The organism is Sediminispirochaeta smaragdinae DSM 11293 (genome assembly GCF_000143985.1).
GTDB lineage: Bacteria > Spirochaetota > Spirochaetia > DSM-16054 > Sediminispirochaetaceae > Sediminispirochaeta > Sediminispirochaeta smaragdinae.
Genome location: NC_014364.1, coordinates 2,926,996 through 2,943,102, shown reverse-complemented (window position 1 = coordinate 2,943,102; position 16,107 = coordinate 2,926,996). Strand labels below are relative to the sequence as shown.

The window sequence follows — 16,107 nt, the reverse complement described above, 5'->3', positions numbered from 1 at the left end:
ACTCTTTGCGTGTTTTGCTACTTTTGACAGAGCTCTACTGCTGTTTCTGCAGCGGTAGCGGCATCCGCCGTATAGCGGTCGGCACCAATATTCTCGCAGAAGGATTCGGTTACCGGAGCGCCGCCCACCATGATCTTAACTGAATCCCGTAGACCGGCATCTTCGACAGCCTTTACCACGTTCTTCATCTGATTCATGGTAGTGGTGAGCAGTGCAGAGCAGGCGATGATATTCGCTTTTTGCTCTTGTGCCGCCTCTACGAACTTTTCAGCGGAAACATCGCTGCCCAAATCGACAACCTTCATTCCCTTCCCTTCCATCATCATCGCAACCAGATTTTTACCTATGTCGTGGAGGTCACCCTTAACCGTTCCTATGACCACGGTTCCCTTTGTTTCCACGCCGTCTTCGATAAGCAAGGGTTTGAGCAGCTCGGTCCCTGCATTCATGGCCCTGGCGGCGATTAATACCTCAGGAACAAAAATCTCGTTTTTTTTGAACTTCTCACCGATGATACCCATGCCATGCATCAGGCCACCTTCAAGGATCGCTTTCGCACTCATTCCCTCATCGATGGCCTGCTGGACCAGCTCTTTTACCTCTTTTGCCCGGCCCTTCTGCAGGAACTCGGACAATTGCATCATGTCTGCCATTGCTACGCTCCTTAATCGTAAGCTTCGCCGTTCCGTCCTTTCCTCGAGACATCTTTTAGCGATAGCCAATATCGGGATATCCTGACTTGCGTTTCAGCCTTCCCTGCGCCTTCCCGGTATTCAAAGTACCAGTGGCTTTCTGCAAGGTTGTCCGCGCTTACAGTGACGGGCTCGTGGGGGCATTTCACCCCGCTTCCCCCGAAGATGGCCGGTTGTTTTGTACTTGTAGCATAGAATGGGCCAGTGGCGTAGTATTGTAAAATATTTAGACAGGTGGTGAGATTTTTACATATCTTTCAAAGTATGTCGATCTTCGGGAAGTCTTCCCCCTGTTTCACGGTAGCGCCCCGGTGAAACTCCGCCGATACGTTTAAAAATTCTGGAAAAATAGCTCTGATCTTCGAATCCGCTTTGTCCGGCCACCTGGGCAAGGGAAAGTTCGGTGGTAGAAAGCAGGTTCTTGGCATAGCTGACCTTGAGCCGATTCACATATTCGGAGAAGCTGACACCCATTTCCTCTTTGAATATCGAGCTGAAGTAGGCAGGCGATAATCCTGCCGCCTCGGCGGTCTCCTGAAGTGTGACCTTTTCGGTATAGTGAAGCTGAATATAGCGAACGGCCCGTTCGATCGCTCCAAGGTGTTTTACCTCGCGGAAGGTGAATACCAAATTGATAAAACGGTTGAGCACCTTGCCGAGCCAGAAGCTCAATTCGTCGATGTCCCTCAGGCGGTCGATATCCCTGATGTATCGCAAATTAAGCGAGAGGCTTTGTTCGGGGTCGGCCCCTCCCTCCATTGCAGCCCTGCTCAACAGAACCAGTAGTTCCAAGGTACGAAATTTAACAATCTCAAAGCGACCTCCGCTTGAGAAAAAGATCGCACCAAGTAATTCGTTTAGAATACGCTTACTTGACTGCTTGTCGGCTCCTCTTATGGCGGCAAGCAATTCCCGTTCTTTCTCGATGGGATAGCCGGGCACCTCTATTCCCGAAGAGAAACGCTTTTTCTGTTCCTGGATCTCTTCTGATATGCGGCTCTGGAGATCAAGATTGTCTCTTCGCTCCGCAAGGGGCCGGTCGTCTCCCGATACCCAGCCGGCACTCATCATAAGCACCTCCGCAAGGCTCTTTGCCTTTTCGGTGCTTACCTGGGGAACCGTGGCGACACTCTCCGTCAGCATCGGACGTATGTTTGAGGCTGACGGATATTTACGGAGAATCTCATCCACCACCTCTTCGGTACCGATTACGGTAACGGGACCGGCAATCATTGATCCGACGGTTTTTCCGTCGCTGAGAATCGGGCTAGCCCAGTGGATGAGGCTTATCGGACAGAAATAGATGTAGATTCCCCCAAACCGTTCGGCTTGATAGGAACCGTAGAGATGGAGATCCCTGCAATTTGTACCGGCAGCGCCCGTCTTTTCCAGGGCAGAACAGACCTTGCACGATTCGGGTATTTCCGTCGGATCCGGCTCAAAGCTGTTTCCTTCGGTATCGATCACGACACAGCGAACTCCTGTTGCTATTTTGTAGTGAAGGGCCGCCTGGTGTGCCTTTTCAAGTAGCTCCCTCATCTCTTCCATGACATGCCTGGGAAAGGGCAACTCTTCCATCACAGCCTCTCCCGATCATAGGAGGGAAAGAACATCTGTTCCATAAAGTGGTCCTGGAAACGATGATTCGTACTCAATTCTATGTATTCGGCATGCTCTGCTATGTTCGCTATCCTCTCCGCCTCCCTTGCATAGAGAAGAGTGCGTACCGCTCCTCTTCCTGCGCTGTTTTTTGCCGATACGATTTTGCCCTCTGCTGCTGGAGGAAGAAGGCCGACTCCAAGAGCAGAGGAGGGGCGGAGAAATGTCCCGAAGCCTCCGGCAAGGTAAACGGCAGCTATTTCAGAGGCCTCAGCATCCCATGCCTCCAGGAGTACGGCGATGCCGGCGGCGACGGCTCCCTTTGCCAGCTGGAATTGTCGTACATCTTTTTGGGTAAAAAGGATCTTTCCACCTGTTTGTGTCTGTGCAATGGGGTAGCCTTCCTTGTCGTAGGGTTCTTTCATTGCACCGCTTTCATCAATGATCCCGAGGGTCAGCAGCGCGGAGACTGTATCGAGAATACCCGATCCGCAGAGCCCTATGGGGGCAGTGTCCCCTATGCTAGTCCACGAGAGCTTACCACCTGCCACGGCAACGGTATCGATGGCGCCTTCGACGCCCCCTGTACCGCAGCTTATCCCGGCCCCCTCGAATGCCGGGCCTGCTGCCGTGGCACAGGTAAGGATGCGCTCTTTATTACCAAGAGCCATCTCCCCATTTGTCCCCAGGTCGAGGAGGAGGGAAAGCTCATTGCTCTCGTCGATTTCGACCGCTGCTATTCCCGCGGTAATATCGGCTCCTACATAGGCCGCAACAGAGGGCAGAAGACGAAGGATGGCATTTGGGTAGGCGAGATCAAGGCTTTGAGCAGGCAGGACTCTCTGCTCCACAAATACCGGGGTGAACGGTGCCACGCCAAGGGGCGAGGGGTCTATACCGGCAAAAAGGTGCAGCATGGTGGTATTCCCCACGACCGAAATCTCTTGTACCGAAGAGGGGGCGAGACCTTTTTTCGTTATGAGCCTTCTTATGAGCCGGTCGACCTGGCCCCGTATTGCGGAGCACAAGGTTTCAAGATTTTCGCCTTTTTCTCCCGCAAAGGTTATCCGGCTGATAACATCGGCCCCCCACTGTCGTTGTGCATTCATTGCGGATTCCACCGCCGTTACCCGCACCGGAGGAGAGAATTCAACAAGGTATGCGACAACGGTTGTGGTACCGATATCGACCGCAATACCGCAGTCTCCTGTTTCTTTGTATCTGGGATCCGGAGCTTGGGAGAGGAGGCCGATTCCGTCGAGGATCGTATGGTCCTTCTTTCCTATGGTCGCAACCGTTATATCATTCGCAGGGGTACAGCGACAGGCAAGCCTGATGCCTGACGTTATCTCTTGCTGTGTCAACAGCCCCCGCTCCTCAGGGCTAGGAGGACCGGGGTTACCCTCAAGAACCCTTATCTTGCATTTCCCGCAGGTGCCTCTGCCTCCACAGGGACTTTCCACATCCTCCGGGGCTGCGGCCCGTATGGCTTCCAAAAGACTCTGATCTGCTTTTACCTTTATAACAGTGCCATTAGTTATGCCCATATGTACTGGTATAGCAGAGAGTACGGGTGTACGTCCAGCTTTTCTGACGTACAGGTTGCCGTATAGGCTTCTTGTCCTTTGAGGCCTGCTTCTTTACACTTGGATAAGGAGGTCAAAACCATGAAAAGCGGGGCCGAACACGAACGACGATGGTGGAAAGAGGGGGTAGTATACCAGATTTACCCCCGAAGTTTTGCCGATAGCAACGGAGACGGGATCGGTGATGTACGGGGAATTATCAATCACCTTGACTATCTCAAATGGTTGGGAATCGATATCGTTTGGCTTAATCCCATCTACCGGAGCCCCAACGACGACAACGGCTACGATATTTCCGATTATCGTTCCATCATGGAGGATTTCGGGACGATGAGTGATTTCGATGAGCTCTTAACCGGTCTTCACGACAGAGGCATCCGTCTTATCATGGATCTGGTTGTCAACCATACCTCGGATGAGCATCAATGGTTTATCGAGAGCAGGAAAAGCCGTGATAATCCCTATCGCAACTACTATATCTGGCGGCCTCCCGCTGCGGACGGCGGTGTGCCGAATGACTGGCAGAGCTTTTTCGAGGGGCCTGCCTGGGATTTCGACGAAGCGACAGGGGAATATTACCTTCATCTCTTTTCGAAAAAGCAGCCCGATCTCAACTGGGAAAACGAGAGGGTACGTGAAGAGGTGTATGATCTCATGGGATTTTGGCTGGACAAGGGGATCGACGGCTTCCGTATGGATGTGATCAATCTTATCAGTAAGCGCCCAGGTTTACCTAACTCCCGTAAAGGTTCCACAAGCCGTATCGTCGGTGGAGAACATTTTATCAACGGTCCCCGTTTGGAAGCGTATCTCTCTCAGCTTCGCGGCAAGGTTCTTGACGGACGGGATATCATGACCGTGGGAGAGACCCCCGATGTGACCCCCGAAATTGGTCTGCGTTATGTAGGGAAAGAGCAGGGGGCCCTGAATATGTTGTTCAGCTTTGAGCATATGGACATCGACTTTGGTAAGGGGGGATCCTGGGATATCGATAGCTGGACCCCTGCCGAACTTTTCTCGATTTTTGCCCGCTGGCAGATGGCCCTTAACGGAAAGGGGTGGAACAGCCTTTTCCTGAACAACCATGATCAACCCCGACAGGTGAGCAGGTTCGGAGACGACGGTGTGTATCGAAACAGGTCTGCAAAGTTGCTTGCCCTTTTTTTGCACACCCTTCAGGGAACGCCCTATGTCTATCAAGGTGAAGAGATCGGGATGGCCAATGTTCCCTTTACCTCGATCGATGAGTGCCGTGATATCAGCAGCAGGAATTACTGGAAACGTGCCGTGCAAGAGGGGCAAAACAAGGAAGAGGTCTTTCGACGTATTTTGTATCGGGGACGAGACAATGCCCGAACCCCCATGCAGTGGAACGATTCTCCCCATGCCGGATTTAGTTCCGTCGAGCCTTGGATCGCCTGCAACCCCGATTATCATCGGATAAACGTATCAATGCAGAAAACCCAAGAGGATTCGATCCTCTGGTTTTACCGTCGCCTCATCGCCCTCCGTAAGGTTCATCCCGTTTTTGCCTATGGCTCTTTTGAAGAGATTGCCGGCAGCAGCGGAGGCCTTATTGCCTATCGGCGGGAAGATGGACCCTCGCAGGAAACCCTTCTTGTCGTTCTCAACTGGAGCGGCGACCAAGCGGTCCAATCCCCGGCAGTTAACCGGGCGATCAAGGAGACCGAAGGGGATAGGATACTTCTTACAAGCTGTGAGGATGATCCCAACCGCCTCACAGCCCTGGCTGCCGGTGAGCCCTTTCTTCCCTGGGAAGCTGTCGCCATTCTCTGTGATGGGTAGAGATTATCGTACGAGAAATTCCACCCTTCTGTTTTGTGCGCGCCCCTCTTGGCTATCGTTTGAGGCGATCGGCCTGGAGCCTCCGTATCCTTTTACCGATAGCCTGCGCTCCTTAACACCGAGGGATACCAAGGTCCGTTTGACCGATTCTGCCCTTTGAAGGGAAAGGGTATACTGGCTCGCCCGGTCGCCCACATCGGCCGTATGTCCGGCAATCTCAACCTCTATCCTTTTTTTCTTCAGAATCGAGGCGATACGCGAAAGTTCTTCACCGGACTCCGGGGTGAGCTCCGCCGAATCCGGCTTAAAAGAGAGGGTTGAGGTTACCAGGACCACCACCTCGTTGTGGAGGGAATCTAAGAGCATCCTGAAATAAGCGACCTCTTCGTCGCTCATCTCTTCGGGAGGGGAGGGAAGGGCCCCCTGGTTCACCCTGGTCTTTTGCTGAAATCCGAGGAGAACGGGGTTCTCCGGATGATCCGGGGACGCTACCTCGGTAAGGCCGGACATCCCGTAGATGGTGGTCCCCTCCTGGCCTGCGTCAAAGATAAGCTCTGTTCCGCGTATACCGCAGACGGCATTGGGCGTTTCGACTCTATGGTTACCGCTGCCGGTAATCTTCTGAAAGCGGGAAATGATTCTTCCCTTTTCAAGGGAGATGTCGGTCTCTTTCAGGCTGATATCGGCAATGGAGGCCTGGCTGTTTTCGGCAATCCTGATAAGCGTTCCGTCGTCGAAACGAAGATCGACCTCTCCGCCTTCACCTGTGCGAATAAAACTCTTTTCGCCGATTTTTTGCCCCGTTTCTATCTCTTTTCCGTCCCTATCCCCCTTATAGAAAAGCAGGCTCTCCGGAACGACCCAGGTTGCCACGGGATTTTTCAGGATACGAACCGGGCTTCTAAATGCCAGTTCGCTTCTTGCCGCCAATCTCACTGTGGCTGTGATGATGAAGATGACCAGGAGCAGAGCAATCAGAGCCGCCAGAAGGAAACTTTTTTTGATGTTTGAGATATCAATTTTCATCCGAACTCCTACATATGTTTCCAAAACCTGAAATTGAGATGTTCGATACGCTCCAGATCAGGCATGGGAAAGACAACTTCTTTTTCTCCACAGGCAAATACAAAACCCGTTCGAATATAGCGATATCCGATATAGTCGAGTGAACTATCGAGACAGAGCCCCTTTGTGCGTTTACCATCGGTTTCGAGAAGGGCGCGGTAGGCGTTTTTAAGACTTGAGGGATGGATGCTCTCTATGGGCGCCTGTCTGAAAGGATTTAACTCGAACTCCTCGAGAAAGGCTTCGATGTCGATATCAATCTGGGTAAAAAAGAGCTTCGGAGCCCCTTTGGGATTATCGGGCTCGGTGATATAGCGCCCGAACTGCCGGATATTGTAGTTCGATAGAACCAGCATCCGCAGGGGGGCAATCTCGGCGTAAATCCGTACCCGCTCTTCCTCCTCTTCCGTATTGACGCTACCTGGTGAGAGGGCGATACAGTCTCCTTCAGAGGTGACCAAGTGGAGGGTCTTAAGAAAATCGAGATCGATGTGTTCGAGCACGCGGTAGCTTGCAATAAATTTCGTTGCCTTGGGGCTCCCGTCCTCATGAGCCACGATTTCCGGCAGGAGCTCTTTTATGGGGAAAAAGGGGTGACGGAAGTCGGGATCCAACTCGGCAAAAATTACTTTTCCGTTGTAATATCGGGAGGACCCCGCGGTATAGTGTTCACTAAAGCGCTCCGGCGGATACTGGCTTCCCACCAGAGCGACATTCGGATGAAGAATAAGGTAAAGATGAACAGGATCTTGCATCGGTTTTGCCTCCGTGACTTTAGATTATAGCATTCACCTTTTGCTAGGCAAGCAAAAATAAGATATGGAATGCAGATAATCTGTTTTACGCAAACCGATGAGCAATGATCGTCACTACACGGTCTTTACCCAGACTGATTTCACCTCCGTGAAGGCCTCCACCGCCTCGCTTCCGTTGTCCCTTCCGTAGCCGCTTTGCTTGAATCCTCCGAAAGGGACTGTCGGCTGGAACATATCATAGGTATTGATCCAAACCACGCCGCTTTTCAGCTTCGCTGCAACCCGGTGAGCTCGTGCGACATCCTTCGTCCACAATCCCGAGGCAAGTCCGTAGTGCGTTGCGTTTGCTCGGCGGATCAACTCCTCTTCCGAATCAAAGGGGTAGATATTGACCATCGGTCCGAAAATTTCTTCGATCGATATCCTGGCGTCATCGGGGACATCGGTGAAGATCGTCGGTTCGATATAGTATCCACCCTCTGGTACCGTTGGTGGAACCATTCGCTTACCGCCGCAGGCCATCTTTGCTCCACAGTTTCGGCCCTCTTCTATATAGTTCATAATCGTTTCAAATTGAGCCTTACTTACAATCGGTCCCAGATTTGTTTCGGGGTCCAATGCGTTGCCAGGTTTGATTGTCTTGGTCATCTCGATCATCTTCGACAGGACCGTATCATATACGGGACGTTCCACGAAGAGGCGACATCCGGCAACGCAGCTCTGTCCGCTGTGACCAAAGGCGGCGGCAAAGGCCCCGGGAACGGCTTCGGTCAGATCCGCATCTGCAAAGATGATGTTCGGAGCCTTGCTTCCCAGCTCAAGGGCAAGCCGTTTGATGTTTCCTGCGGAGGCTGCTATTACCCCGCGTCCCACGGCGGTGGAACCTGTCATCTGGACCTTTGCCACATCGGGGTGGGCAGCAAGGGCCTTCCCGATAAGTGAACCGGGGCCTGTCACAACATTAAACACCCCCGGTGGTAATTCGGCTTCAAGGGCGAGTTCTCCCAGGCGCACCACTGCAAGGGATGCGTCGGAGGCCGGTTTTACCACCACACAGTTGCCGCATGCCATGGCCGGTCCCGCCTTTTGCATGGCATGGATGAGGGGATAATTCCAGGGAAGGATGATCCCGACGACCCCCAGGGGCTCCCGCCGTGTGTATACCATATGACCGGGAATGGAAACTGCAGGCACCGTCCCCTGGATTTTCGTGGGCAGTCCTGCCGCATGATAGAGATTTCCCGCCGATGCCCGTACATCAATGGCTTTTGTATGGTGAATGGGCTTTCCGTTGTCGATGCTTTCAAGGTAGGCAAGCTCTTCGGCATGTGTTTCGATCAGGGATGCGAATCGTCGTAAAAGGGCCTCCCTCTGCGCCGGCAGCATTCCCTCCCAACCATTGGCATATGCCTTAGCCGCGGCTGCAACGGCTCTGTCGACATCCCTTGCATCCCCCTGGGCCAGACGTGCGATCGTCTCTCCGGTAGAGGGATTGATCACCGGAGCATGTCCGCCTCCTGCGGCTGGAGTAGATGCTCCGTCGATAATCATACCTATTTCTTTTCTTGAGAGAAAACGCTCCACTTCGGCCGGAACAGAAAATGGTTTCATATATGACCCCCCTTTTTCTAAAAACGCTTTGGAACCGGTTCCATACGCATGATACTGCCGCTTTAAGGAAAAGGCAAGATGTAGTTGACAGCCGGTACTATGTAAAGTATTCTGAAGAAGGAAGGTTATCTATACATCTATACCTTATAAGGCCTGAGGGGATTATGGAGATTGATCGAAATAGCCATGTACCGGTGTACTGGCAGATAAAAGAGGATATTCACAACAAAATCATGCAGGGGAGTTTCCAGCCGAAGCAGCGTATTCCTTCCGAGCCTAAGCTGGCGGAGATGTATGGCGTAAGCAGATTGACCGCGAGAAACGCCGTAACGGAACTTGTCAACGATGGATATCTTCAACGTATTCATGGACAGGGAACCTTCGTAACCAAACCTAAGTTTGAAGAAAGTTCGGCGAGGTTTAGCGGCTTTTTCGATACCATGACCCGCAAGGGATATACGGTGATTTCCAAGGTTCTCTTTGCAAAAGAGGTTACACCTTCGGAAGAGGTGGCAGAGCCCCTACATCTTTCCGGCCACGATACGGTCTATCAGATTCGCAGGCTCCGTTCCGTCGGCAAGGATCCCATTGGTATTCAGGAGGTTTTTCTTCCCGCTGCCCGCTGCTCAGGGGTCTTGAATTTTGATCTGGAACATGACTCCATTTATCGATTTCTCGCTGAAGAGCTGATGCTGAATCTAAAGAGGGCAAGAGAGCAATTGGAAGCAATTGCGGCGAACCGGGAGTGTGCAAGCCTTCTCGGAATAAAAGAGGGCTCTCCTGTTCTTCATACCAAAAGGACTACCTTTCTCTCCGGCGATATTCCTATTGAATACAGTATCAGCTGGTATCGTGGCGACAGCTATGTTTTTGAGGTTGATATTGATTAATCCGTTTGGCGGAATGTAAGAACAAGGGGCTTGTGACCCCCATATGAAGGAGCAACAGCAATAATGGATAAGACGCGAAGAATGCGGCAGATCTTCCGCAAGGATGGAAAGAGTTTGATAGTGGCCATGGACCACGGCAGTAATGCCGGAGCCGTTAAAGGTCTCAAACAGCCTGCCAAGGTGATTGAAGCGGTCGTAGCCGGCGGGGCCGATGCGATTATTGCGAACATGGGTTTTGCAAAGCGCTTTGCCTCGGAGATGGCCGATGTCGGTTTTATCGCACGGATGGATGTTTCTCCCACGATGATCGGAAAGGGGCATGCAAGCCATCTTGTATATGAGGTCGAATATGCCCTCCGGCTCGGTGCCGATGCCGTTATTGTAAACGGCGGACCGGGAATCGGTGTGGAGGAAGAGACATTACCCAATATAGCAGCCGTTGTGGACGCCTGCGATGCCCTCGGTATGCCGGTCGTGGGGGAGATGAGCCCTGGAGGCTTTGATTCCGATCCGGAATTAAAGACCATCGACAACATTGTTCTTGGGGCCCGTATCGCTGCGGAACTGGGTGTCGACTTTGTCAAAACAGTGTATCGACCGGGATTTGAGAAGGTTATCGAGGGCTGTTTCTGTCCAGTTGTTGTTCTGGGCGGTGCAAAGACCAATGATACGAAGAGCTTTCTCGCTTCCATTGTCGACGCGGTGTCGCAAGGCGGAGCAGGCGTTGCCATCGGAAGAAATGTCTGGGGAAATGCGAAGCCTGCTGCAATGGCTAAGGCCCTTTCCGCAATCATCCATGAACATGCCAATACCGAAGCGGCCTGGGACATCTATCAGTCTCAACAGTGGTAAGGAGAACATTCGATGGGTAGCAACGATTTACAACTCCCCTCTTCGATGAAGCAAGCGGTGATGACCGAACCGGGGTCGATTGAGCTTCGGGATGTGGCCCTTCCTGTTATGGGGGAAGGTGATGTACTGGTGAAGATTGACGCGGTTGGGATCTGCACCTGGGAGCAGAAATTCTTTAAGGGAATTCCCGGTTCTTACCCCTTTATCGGCGGACATGAGATTTCCGGCCGGGTTCTTGCCGTCGGACCGGCGGTTGCTCAGCCCCTGTCTCCTGGCGATAAGGTTGTCGTGGCCAGCCTTACCCGGTGTGGTGAGTGCTATTACTGCAGGAGGGGCATGGACAATCTTTGTCTTCATACCGGTTCAGAGTCCACTCCGGGAGAAATGTGGGGCCCAGGCGGTTTCGCAGAATATTTTGTTGCAAGGGGATATGAGGTGTTCAAGGTTTCCGATCAAATGCCTGCGGCTGTCGGAACCCTTGCCGAACCCCTCGCCTGTGTATTGCGAAGTATCGACCGGGGAGGCATCGAGTTCGGTGATACCGTCGTGGTCATGGGCGGCGGGGTCATGGGACTCCTTCATCTGATGTTGGCAAAGGCGCGGGGAGCCCGTGTTATCATGAGTGAACCTGATGGGGAGCGGAGAAAAAAGGCGCTTGAGCTGGGGGCGATTAAGGCCGTCGATCCCCTGCATGAGGATCTGAAGGCTGCGGTGCTTGCGGAAACAGGTGGAATCGGTGCCCGAACGGTCTTTTTTACCGCCGGAGGGGCCAAGGCTGTGGAATCGGGGATCGGAATCCTGATGAAGAACGGTATTCTCGTCGTCTATGGCTCGACGCCGAAGGGAGACAGTTTTCCCCTCGATCCATCAACCCTCCATTACGATGAGATATTCCTTACCGGTGTGACAAAGCATACAAAGGATACCTTTCGGAGGGCCGCGGAGCTGATAAGTAGTGGTTCCCTTCCTCTGGAAAGCCTGATAAGTAAGCGTATGCCCTTCGATTCGGTAAAGGAGGCTTTCTCGCTTGCAGGACGCCTTGATACCTATCGGGTCATCATGGAAATGTAGCTTCGAAGGAGTGATGCACCATGGCCCTTATCGATCCTGTGCTTTTTCTGGGCTACGATCTAGGTTCGCACGGCGCCAAGGCGACCCTTCGTGACCTTTCGGGTCAGGTGCTTGCCTCTGTTTCTCGTTCTCATACAATCGACCGTCCTCACCCGGGATGGCAGGAACAAGATCCTGTGGCTCTCTGGTGGGAGGAGTTCGTCGATATCGTCCGGAGCATCAAGCTCCAAGTAGCGGCACGACCCATGGCAGAAAAGGGGCCCCTTAGGCTGGCGGGAATCGGGATTACCGGTTTCGTTCCCGGACTTTGCGCCTTGGACCGTTTTGGGCTCCCGGTTCGGATGGGGATCATGCATACCGACCTTCGCGCCGGGGCGGAACTACAGCAGATTCAGCAGCGCTTGAATGAGCCCGTCAGTCTCGGAACCCTGCTTCCGAAGCTTCTTTGGATAAAAGATCATGAACCGGATACGTATGCGAGGATTTCCAAGGTTCTCGTGCCTCATGCCTATCTTGTCTATCGCCTCACAGGGAAGATGGTCTGCGACTACGACACCGCTTCGATTTACGGCGGCATCTTCGATGCCTCTTCCCACAGCTGGGATGAGGATGCGTGTAGCCGTGTGGGTATCGATCCTCTTATCCTTCCGAAACCTGTCCCTGTTACGGCACGGGTAGGGGAACTTAGTCCCGAGGCTGCAGAACTCCTTTCGGTTACACAAGAGAGCTCCGTTATCGCCGGAAGTGGGGATAGCTTTGCATCATTAGTAGGTGAGGGAGCCGTCTCTCCCGGAGATCTTATGATCTACCTCGGCACCAGTGCCACCAGAATCCTGGTCCAGGCGCCTTTGCAAACTATTGCCGCAGGGCCTCACTATGGAGCGGGTCGTGCCAGCTTTTGCGGCAGGATTTTTTCCTGTGGTGAGTCCATGGAGCATTACCGTACGCTTCTGGGAAAAGAGGGGTGGCGGGAACTCGATGCCGCCGCCTCCGAGGTCCCGCCCGGATCTGACGGAGTCTTTGTGATACCGCATCTCAAGCAGCGGGGGACCGACGAAGAGGGCCTCCGTGACCGGGAAAGCATTGTAGGCCTTGAGACCTCCCATGGACCAGATATCTTGTTTCGGGCCTTTCTGGAGGGGGTCGCCTACCGCCTGAGGGAGGGGTATGAGCCGATCGAAGGGGAGGTCGGCCGGATATTGCTTGCCGGCGGCGGTGCCCGAAGTGCGATATTTGCATCCATCATCGCCTCGGTCTTGGGCCGGGAACTTGTGCTCACCCCCGACGGCGGTGCAAGCGGAGGCATGGCCTTGCTTGCGGCCTGGAGCCTCGGATTTTCACCCTCCCTTGATGCATTGGTCGGGTCGTGGTTTTCCAAACGCCGGATAATCGAGTCTGATCCGGAAGCGGTAACATATTACACTCGTGCGTATCCGCGCTATAAAAAGATCGTTTCGGTGATCGATGATTTGTACCGGATCATTGATCGGTAAAAAACTACGAGTTTCGCATAAAAACGGTTTCAAACCCTTGACAACAGGTGCTTTCTTAGTGTTCATTAAAGATAGAAAGTGCTCCGAAGCCTTCCGGAACGGACTCCTTTGGTTATACCTTAGCCGTTCCGTTTGCCACTGTTTTCGCTTGCCCACGGAAGTGAAAAGCATCGACAAGCGGAAGCAATCCTTACCAGGAAGGGGGAACACCCATGGATCTTTCCATTGACTTGTGCGGTATCAGATTAAAGAGTCCGCTTATTGTAGGATCGGGGCCCATTAGCTACGGCGCCGAGGGTATGATTCGTGCTTTCAATCACGGGGCCGGGGCCGTCGTGACTAAAACCATTCGTGATCAGGCGGCTGATAATCCTTTTCCTCATATTGCGTTATCTGATGCAAAAAGCCTTGTAAATGCTGAAAAATGGTCCGATTTTCCTGCCCGTCAGTGGATTGATCAAGAGATTCCTCGGGCAAAGGCCGCAGGGGTCGTGGTGATCGGCAGTATCGGGTATACCCCCGAAGCGGTGGACCACTGGATCTGTGATGTCGATCGGGCCGGCGCCGATATGATCGAGCTTGTCAGCTATCGTGAAGAGACCATTCGAGAGATGGTTGTGCGGGCGAAGCGCCTGACCGATAAACCTGTTTTTGTAAAAATCAGCCCAAACTGGCCCGATGCCGTTTCAGCTGCCATCGATACGCTCAGGCTTGGGGTCGACGGCATAACGGCCATGGATTCCTTGGGGCCTGTCTTGCGTATCGACATCAAAACCGGGCGCCCGATGCTTGGTGGAGCCCACGGGGAAGGCTGGCTGAGCGGGGCCGCCATAAAACCTATTGCACTGAGTTATGTCGCCGAGATTGCCGCGAAAACCGATAAGCCCATCATTGGGCTCGGCGGGGTGATGAACGCCGAAGATGCGGTGGAGATGATGATGGCAGGCGCCAGCGCCGTTGGGGTCTGCAGCTACCCGATTATTCGTGGTACCAAGGCCCTGGGAACACTAAACAAGAAGATTATTTCCCTGGCGGAGAAGCTTGGCTTCTCTTCTTTGTCCGAGATATCGGGCTATTCCCAACCCTATCTGCGGTCGGGAGAGAACAGCACGAAATTCTCATTTTCCTATAACCCGGATATCTGCACCGAATGTGGACGCTGTGTTACGGTCTGCCCCTATGAGGCCCGAAGTATGGTGGGCAGACAGATGAATCTTGATCGGTCGATGTGCCGCTATTGCGGCCTGTGTGTAACTGCATGTCCCACAGGTGCCCTTTCAAGAAGTGAGGTGACAGGATGAAAAGCTTAATTTGTGGTGGAACGATCGTCTCGCCCCTCGGGAAAACCAGGGCCGATCTTTTGATCGATGGAGAGAAGATTGCCGCAATCGGAGATCTTGCTGGCAGCGAGGAGGCCGCCGGTGCCACATGCATCGATGCTTCCGGTAAGCTTATCTTTCCCGGTATTATCGATGCCCACACCCATTACCATCTGGAAAGCCGCGGAACCGTAACGGCGGATAGCTTTTTCGAAGGCAGCCGTGCCGCAGCCTTCGGCGGGGTGACCACGGTAATTGATTTTGCAGATCAGGAAGCGGGGAAGCGTTTACAAGAGTCCAGCAGCGAACGAATAGCGGCGATGAGGGAGGGAATGGCCTGTGACTTTGCCCTCCATCAATCTGTCTATACCGTGCATGACGGAATCGAAAAAGAGTTACAGCACCTCAAGGCGCTGGGTGTTACCACTGTCAAGATCTTTACGACCTATAAACGGGAAGGGTATCTGATTGATGAAAGCGGTCTCAGACGGCTTTTCGAAGCGTGCCGAGACCTTCAGATGATGGTGAGCGTGCACGCAGAAGACGACGACATGATAGAGGAGTTGGAGGCGGAATACGAGGGCCGCCCTCTACCTCCCTCCATGCATCCCGTGCTTCGTCCCTCGGAGTCGGAATACCGTGCGATAAAGAAGATAGGGGAACTTGCACATTCGGTTTCCATGCCGATCTATATCGTGCACCTCTCCTCAAGCCGGGGCTACGATGCCGTATGTGAGTTGAAAGGGAAGGGGGTTCGGATGATGATAGAGACAACCCCCCATTATCTTCTCCTTGACAACGATCTCCTTTCCAGGCCGGAAGCTCAGAAGTATATCATGACGCCGCCATTAAGGCGGCCGGAGGATAATGCAGCCCTTTGGAAGGGCCTTGAGGCGGGGAACATCGATATCATTGCCACGGACCACTGCTCCTTCACCAGGGAACAGAAAATGGCCTCCGATTCGGTTCTCACCATTCTTCCCGGTATTCCCGGCAGCGAGGAACTTCTGCCCCTGGTTCACACGGAAGGAGTAGGCAAGGGGCGTATTTCCCTGGAGCGCATGGTCTCCCTCCTTTCCGAGATGCCGGCAAAGGCCTTTGGGCTGTACCCTCGCAAGGGCTTGATTGCCGAAGGCAGCGATGCCGATCTTGTTATTTTCGATCCGGAAAAAGAGGTGGTTCTTACCGATGAGCGTCAGCATACCGCAGCCGGCTATACTCCCTACAACGGCTGGAAGGTAAAGGGGATGGTCGAAGCCACCATATTTCGGGGAACACTGATTGTCTCCGACGGTATCTATCATGGAAAAGCCGGAAGCGGCCAGTTCCTTGCCGCAGGACTTCCGGAGCTCTACAGGAGGGGATGAA

13 protein-coding genes and 1 riboswitch are annotated in these 16,107 nt (G+C 53.2%); of the genes, 7 read left to right on the top strand and 6 right to left on the bottom strand.

The features are described from left to right. Nucleotides 1-17: 17 nt before the first annotated feature. From SPIRS_RS13865 to SPIRS_RS13855, 3 genes are all read right to left on the bottom strand, one after another. The gene (locus SPIRS_RS13865; RefSeq protein ID WP_013255312.1) at nucleotides 18-653 is read right to left on the bottom strand and encodes a corrinoid protein; all 636 of its coding nucleotides are present in this window, start codon (nucleotides 651-653) and stop codon (nucleotides 18-20) included. Nucleotides 654-727: 74 nt separating this feature from the next. Beyond that, nucleotides 728-852: riboswitch (cobalamin riboswitch) on the bottom strand. An 86-nt stretch (nucleotides 853-938) separates the two neighbouring features. Beyond that, nucleotides 939-2,270 carry a helix-turn-helix domain-containing protein gene (locus SPIRS_RS13860; RefSeq protein WP_013255311.1) on the bottom strand — a complete coding sequence of 444 codons (1,332 nt, stop codon included), beginning with the start codon at nucleotides 2,268-2,270 and terminating at the stop codon, nucleotides 939-941. Then, on the bottom strand, nucleotides 2,270-3,838 hold the full coding sequence (locus SPIRS_RS13855; protein ID WP_013255310.1) for an ASKHA domain-containing protein: 1,569 nt from the start codon (nucleotides 3,836-3,838) through the stop codon (nucleotides 2,270-2,272). Before SPIRS_RS13855 ends, SPIRS_RS13860 begins: the two co-directional genes overlap by 1 nt. A 120-nt stretch (nucleotides 3,839-3,958) precedes the next feature. Here SPIRS_RS13855 and SPIRS_RS13850 point away from each other — a divergent pair, with 120 nt between their 5' ends. Further along, entirely contained in the window at nucleotides 3,959-5,683 is a 1,725-nt protein-coding gene (locus SPIRS_RS13850; RefSeq protein ID WP_013255309.1) for an alpha-glucosidase, read from the top strand. 3 nt (nucleotides 5,684-5,686) lie between these two features. Here the strand turns inward: SPIRS_RS13850 and SPIRS_RS21810 are convergent, their stop codons facing one another. From SPIRS_RS21810 to SPIRS_RS13835, 3 genes are all read right to left on the bottom strand, one after another. Then, complete coding sequence (locus SPIRS_RS21810; protein ID WP_013255308.1) at nucleotides 5,687-6,709, bottom strand: OmpA family protein; 1,023 nt, start codon at nucleotides 6,707-6,709, stop codon at nucleotides 5,687-5,689. Nucleotides 6,710-6,717: 8 nt separating this feature from the next. Beyond that, nucleotides 6,718-7,503, bottom strand: coding sequence for a hypothetical protein (locus tag SPIRS_RS13840; protein WP_013255307.1), 786 nt, complete (start codon nucleotides 7,501-7,503; stop codon nucleotides 6,718-6,720). A 114-nt stretch (nucleotides 7,504-7,617) separates the two neighbouring features. Then, nucleotides 7,618-9,114 carry an aldehyde dehydrogenase family protein gene (locus tag SPIRS_RS13835; RefSeq protein WP_013255306.1) on the bottom strand — a complete coding sequence of 499 codons (1,497 nt, stop codon included), beginning with the start codon at nucleotides 9,112-9,114 and terminating at the stop codon, nucleotides 7,618-7,620. Nucleotides 9,115-9,278: 164 nt separating this feature from the next. Between SPIRS_RS13835 and SPIRS_RS13830 the strand changes: the two genes are divergently transcribed. The 6 genes from SPIRS_RS13830 to hydA all read left to right on the top strand — a co-directional run bounded on the left by SPIRS_RS13830 (nucleotide 9,279) and on the right by hydA (nucleotide 16,106). Further along, nucleotides 9,279-10,004, top strand: a complete 726-nt coding sequence (locus tag SPIRS_RS13830; RefSeq protein ID WP_013255305.1) for a GntR family transcriptional regulator — start codon at nucleotides 9,279-9,281, stop codon at nucleotides 10,002-10,004. Between the two features lie 63 nt (nucleotides 10,005-10,067). Then, nucleotides 10,068-10,856 carry a class I fructose-bisphosphate aldolase gene (locus SPIRS_RS13825; protein WP_013255304.1) on the top strand — a complete coding sequence of 263 codons (789 nt, stop codon included), beginning with the start codon at nucleotides 10,068-10,070 and terminating at the stop codon, nucleotides 10,854-10,856. 12 nt (nucleotides 10,857-10,868) lie between these two features. Then, nucleotides 10,869-11,927 (top strand): zinc-dependent alcohol dehydrogenase, encoded by a 1,059-nt coding sequence (locus tag SPIRS_RS13820; protein ID WP_013255303.1) that lies wholly within the window; start codon nucleotides 10,869-10,871, stop codon nucleotides 11,925-11,927. Between the two features lie 20 nt (nucleotides 11,928-11,947). Continuing rightward, nucleotides 11,948-13,420 carry an FGGY-family carbohydrate kinase gene (locus tag SPIRS_RS13815; protein WP_013255302.1) on the top strand — a complete coding sequence of 491 codons (1,473 nt, stop codon included), beginning with the start codon at nucleotides 11,948-11,950 and terminating at the stop codon, nucleotides 13,418-13,420. 212 nt (nucleotides 13,421-13,632) lie between these two features. Next, a complete protein-coding gene (locus SPIRS_RS13810; RefSeq protein ID WP_013255301.1) occupies nucleotides 13,633-14,721 on the top strand; it encodes a 4Fe-4S binding protein in 1,089 nt (362 codons plus the stop codon). Continuing rightward, nucleotides 14,718-16,106: a dihydropyrimidinase gene (gene hydA, locus SPIRS_RS13805; protein ID WP_013255300.1), complete on the top strand. Its 1,389-nt coding sequence runs from the start codon at nucleotides 14,718-14,720 to the stop codon at nucleotides 16,104-16,106. The genes SPIRS_RS13810 and hydA overlap by 4 nt, the downstream gene beginning before the upstream one ends. Nucleotide 16,107: the final 1 nt, after the last annotated feature.

Bases quoted from the DNA above. Each gene is read 5' to 3' on its own strand.
- SPIRS_RS13865 (WP_013255312.1), bottom strand. From the start codon at position 653: ATGGCAGACATGATGCAATTGTCCGAGTTCCTGCAGAAGGGCCGGGCA.
- SPIRS_RS13860 (WP_013255311.1), bottom strand. From the start codon at position 2,270: ATGGAAGAGTTGCCCTTTCCCAGGCATGTCATGGAAGAGATGAGGGAG.
- SPIRS_RS13855 (WP_013255310.1), bottom strand. From the start codon at position 3,838: ATGGGCATAACTAATGGCACTGTTATAAAGGTAAAAGCAGATCAGAGT.
- SPIRS_RS13850 (WP_013255309.1), top strand. From the start codon at position 3,959: ATGAAAAGCGGGGCCGAACACGAACGACGATGGTGGAAAGAGGGGGTA.
- SPIRS_RS21810 (WP_013255308.1), bottom strand. From the start codon at position 6,709: ATGAAAATTGATATCTCAAACATCAAAAAAAGTTTCCTTCTGGCGGCT.
- SPIRS_RS13840 (WP_013255307.1), bottom strand. From the start codon at position 7,503: ATGCAAGATCCTGTTCATCTTTACCTTATTCTTCATCCGAATGTCGCT.
- SPIRS_RS13835 (WP_013255306.1), bottom strand. From the start codon at position 9,114: ATGAAACCATTTTCTGTTCCGGCCGAAGTGGAGCGTTTTCTCTCAAGA.
- SPIRS_RS13830 (WP_013255305.1), top strand. From the start codon at position 9,279: ATGGAGATTGATCGAAATAGCCATGTACCGGTGTACTGGCAGATAAAA.
- SPIRS_RS13825 (WP_013255304.1), top strand. From the start codon at position 10,068: ATGGATAAGACGCGAAGAATGCGGCAGATCTTCCGCAAGGATGGAAAG.
- SPIRS_RS13820 (WP_013255303.1), top strand. From the start codon at position 10,869: ATGGGTAGCAACGATTTACAACTCCCCTCTTCGATGAAGCAAGCGGTG.
- SPIRS_RS13815 (WP_013255302.1), top strand. From the start codon at position 11,948: ATGGCCCTTATCGATCCTGTGCTTTTTCTGGGCTACGATCTAGGTTCG.
- SPIRS_RS13810 (WP_013255301.1), top strand. From the start codon at position 13,633: ATGGATCTTTCCATTGACTTGTGCGGTATCAGATTAAAGAGTCCGCTT.
- hydA (WP_013255300.1), top strand. From the start codon at position 14,718: ATGAAAAGCTTAATTTGTGGTGGAACGATCGTCTCGCCCCTCGGGAAA.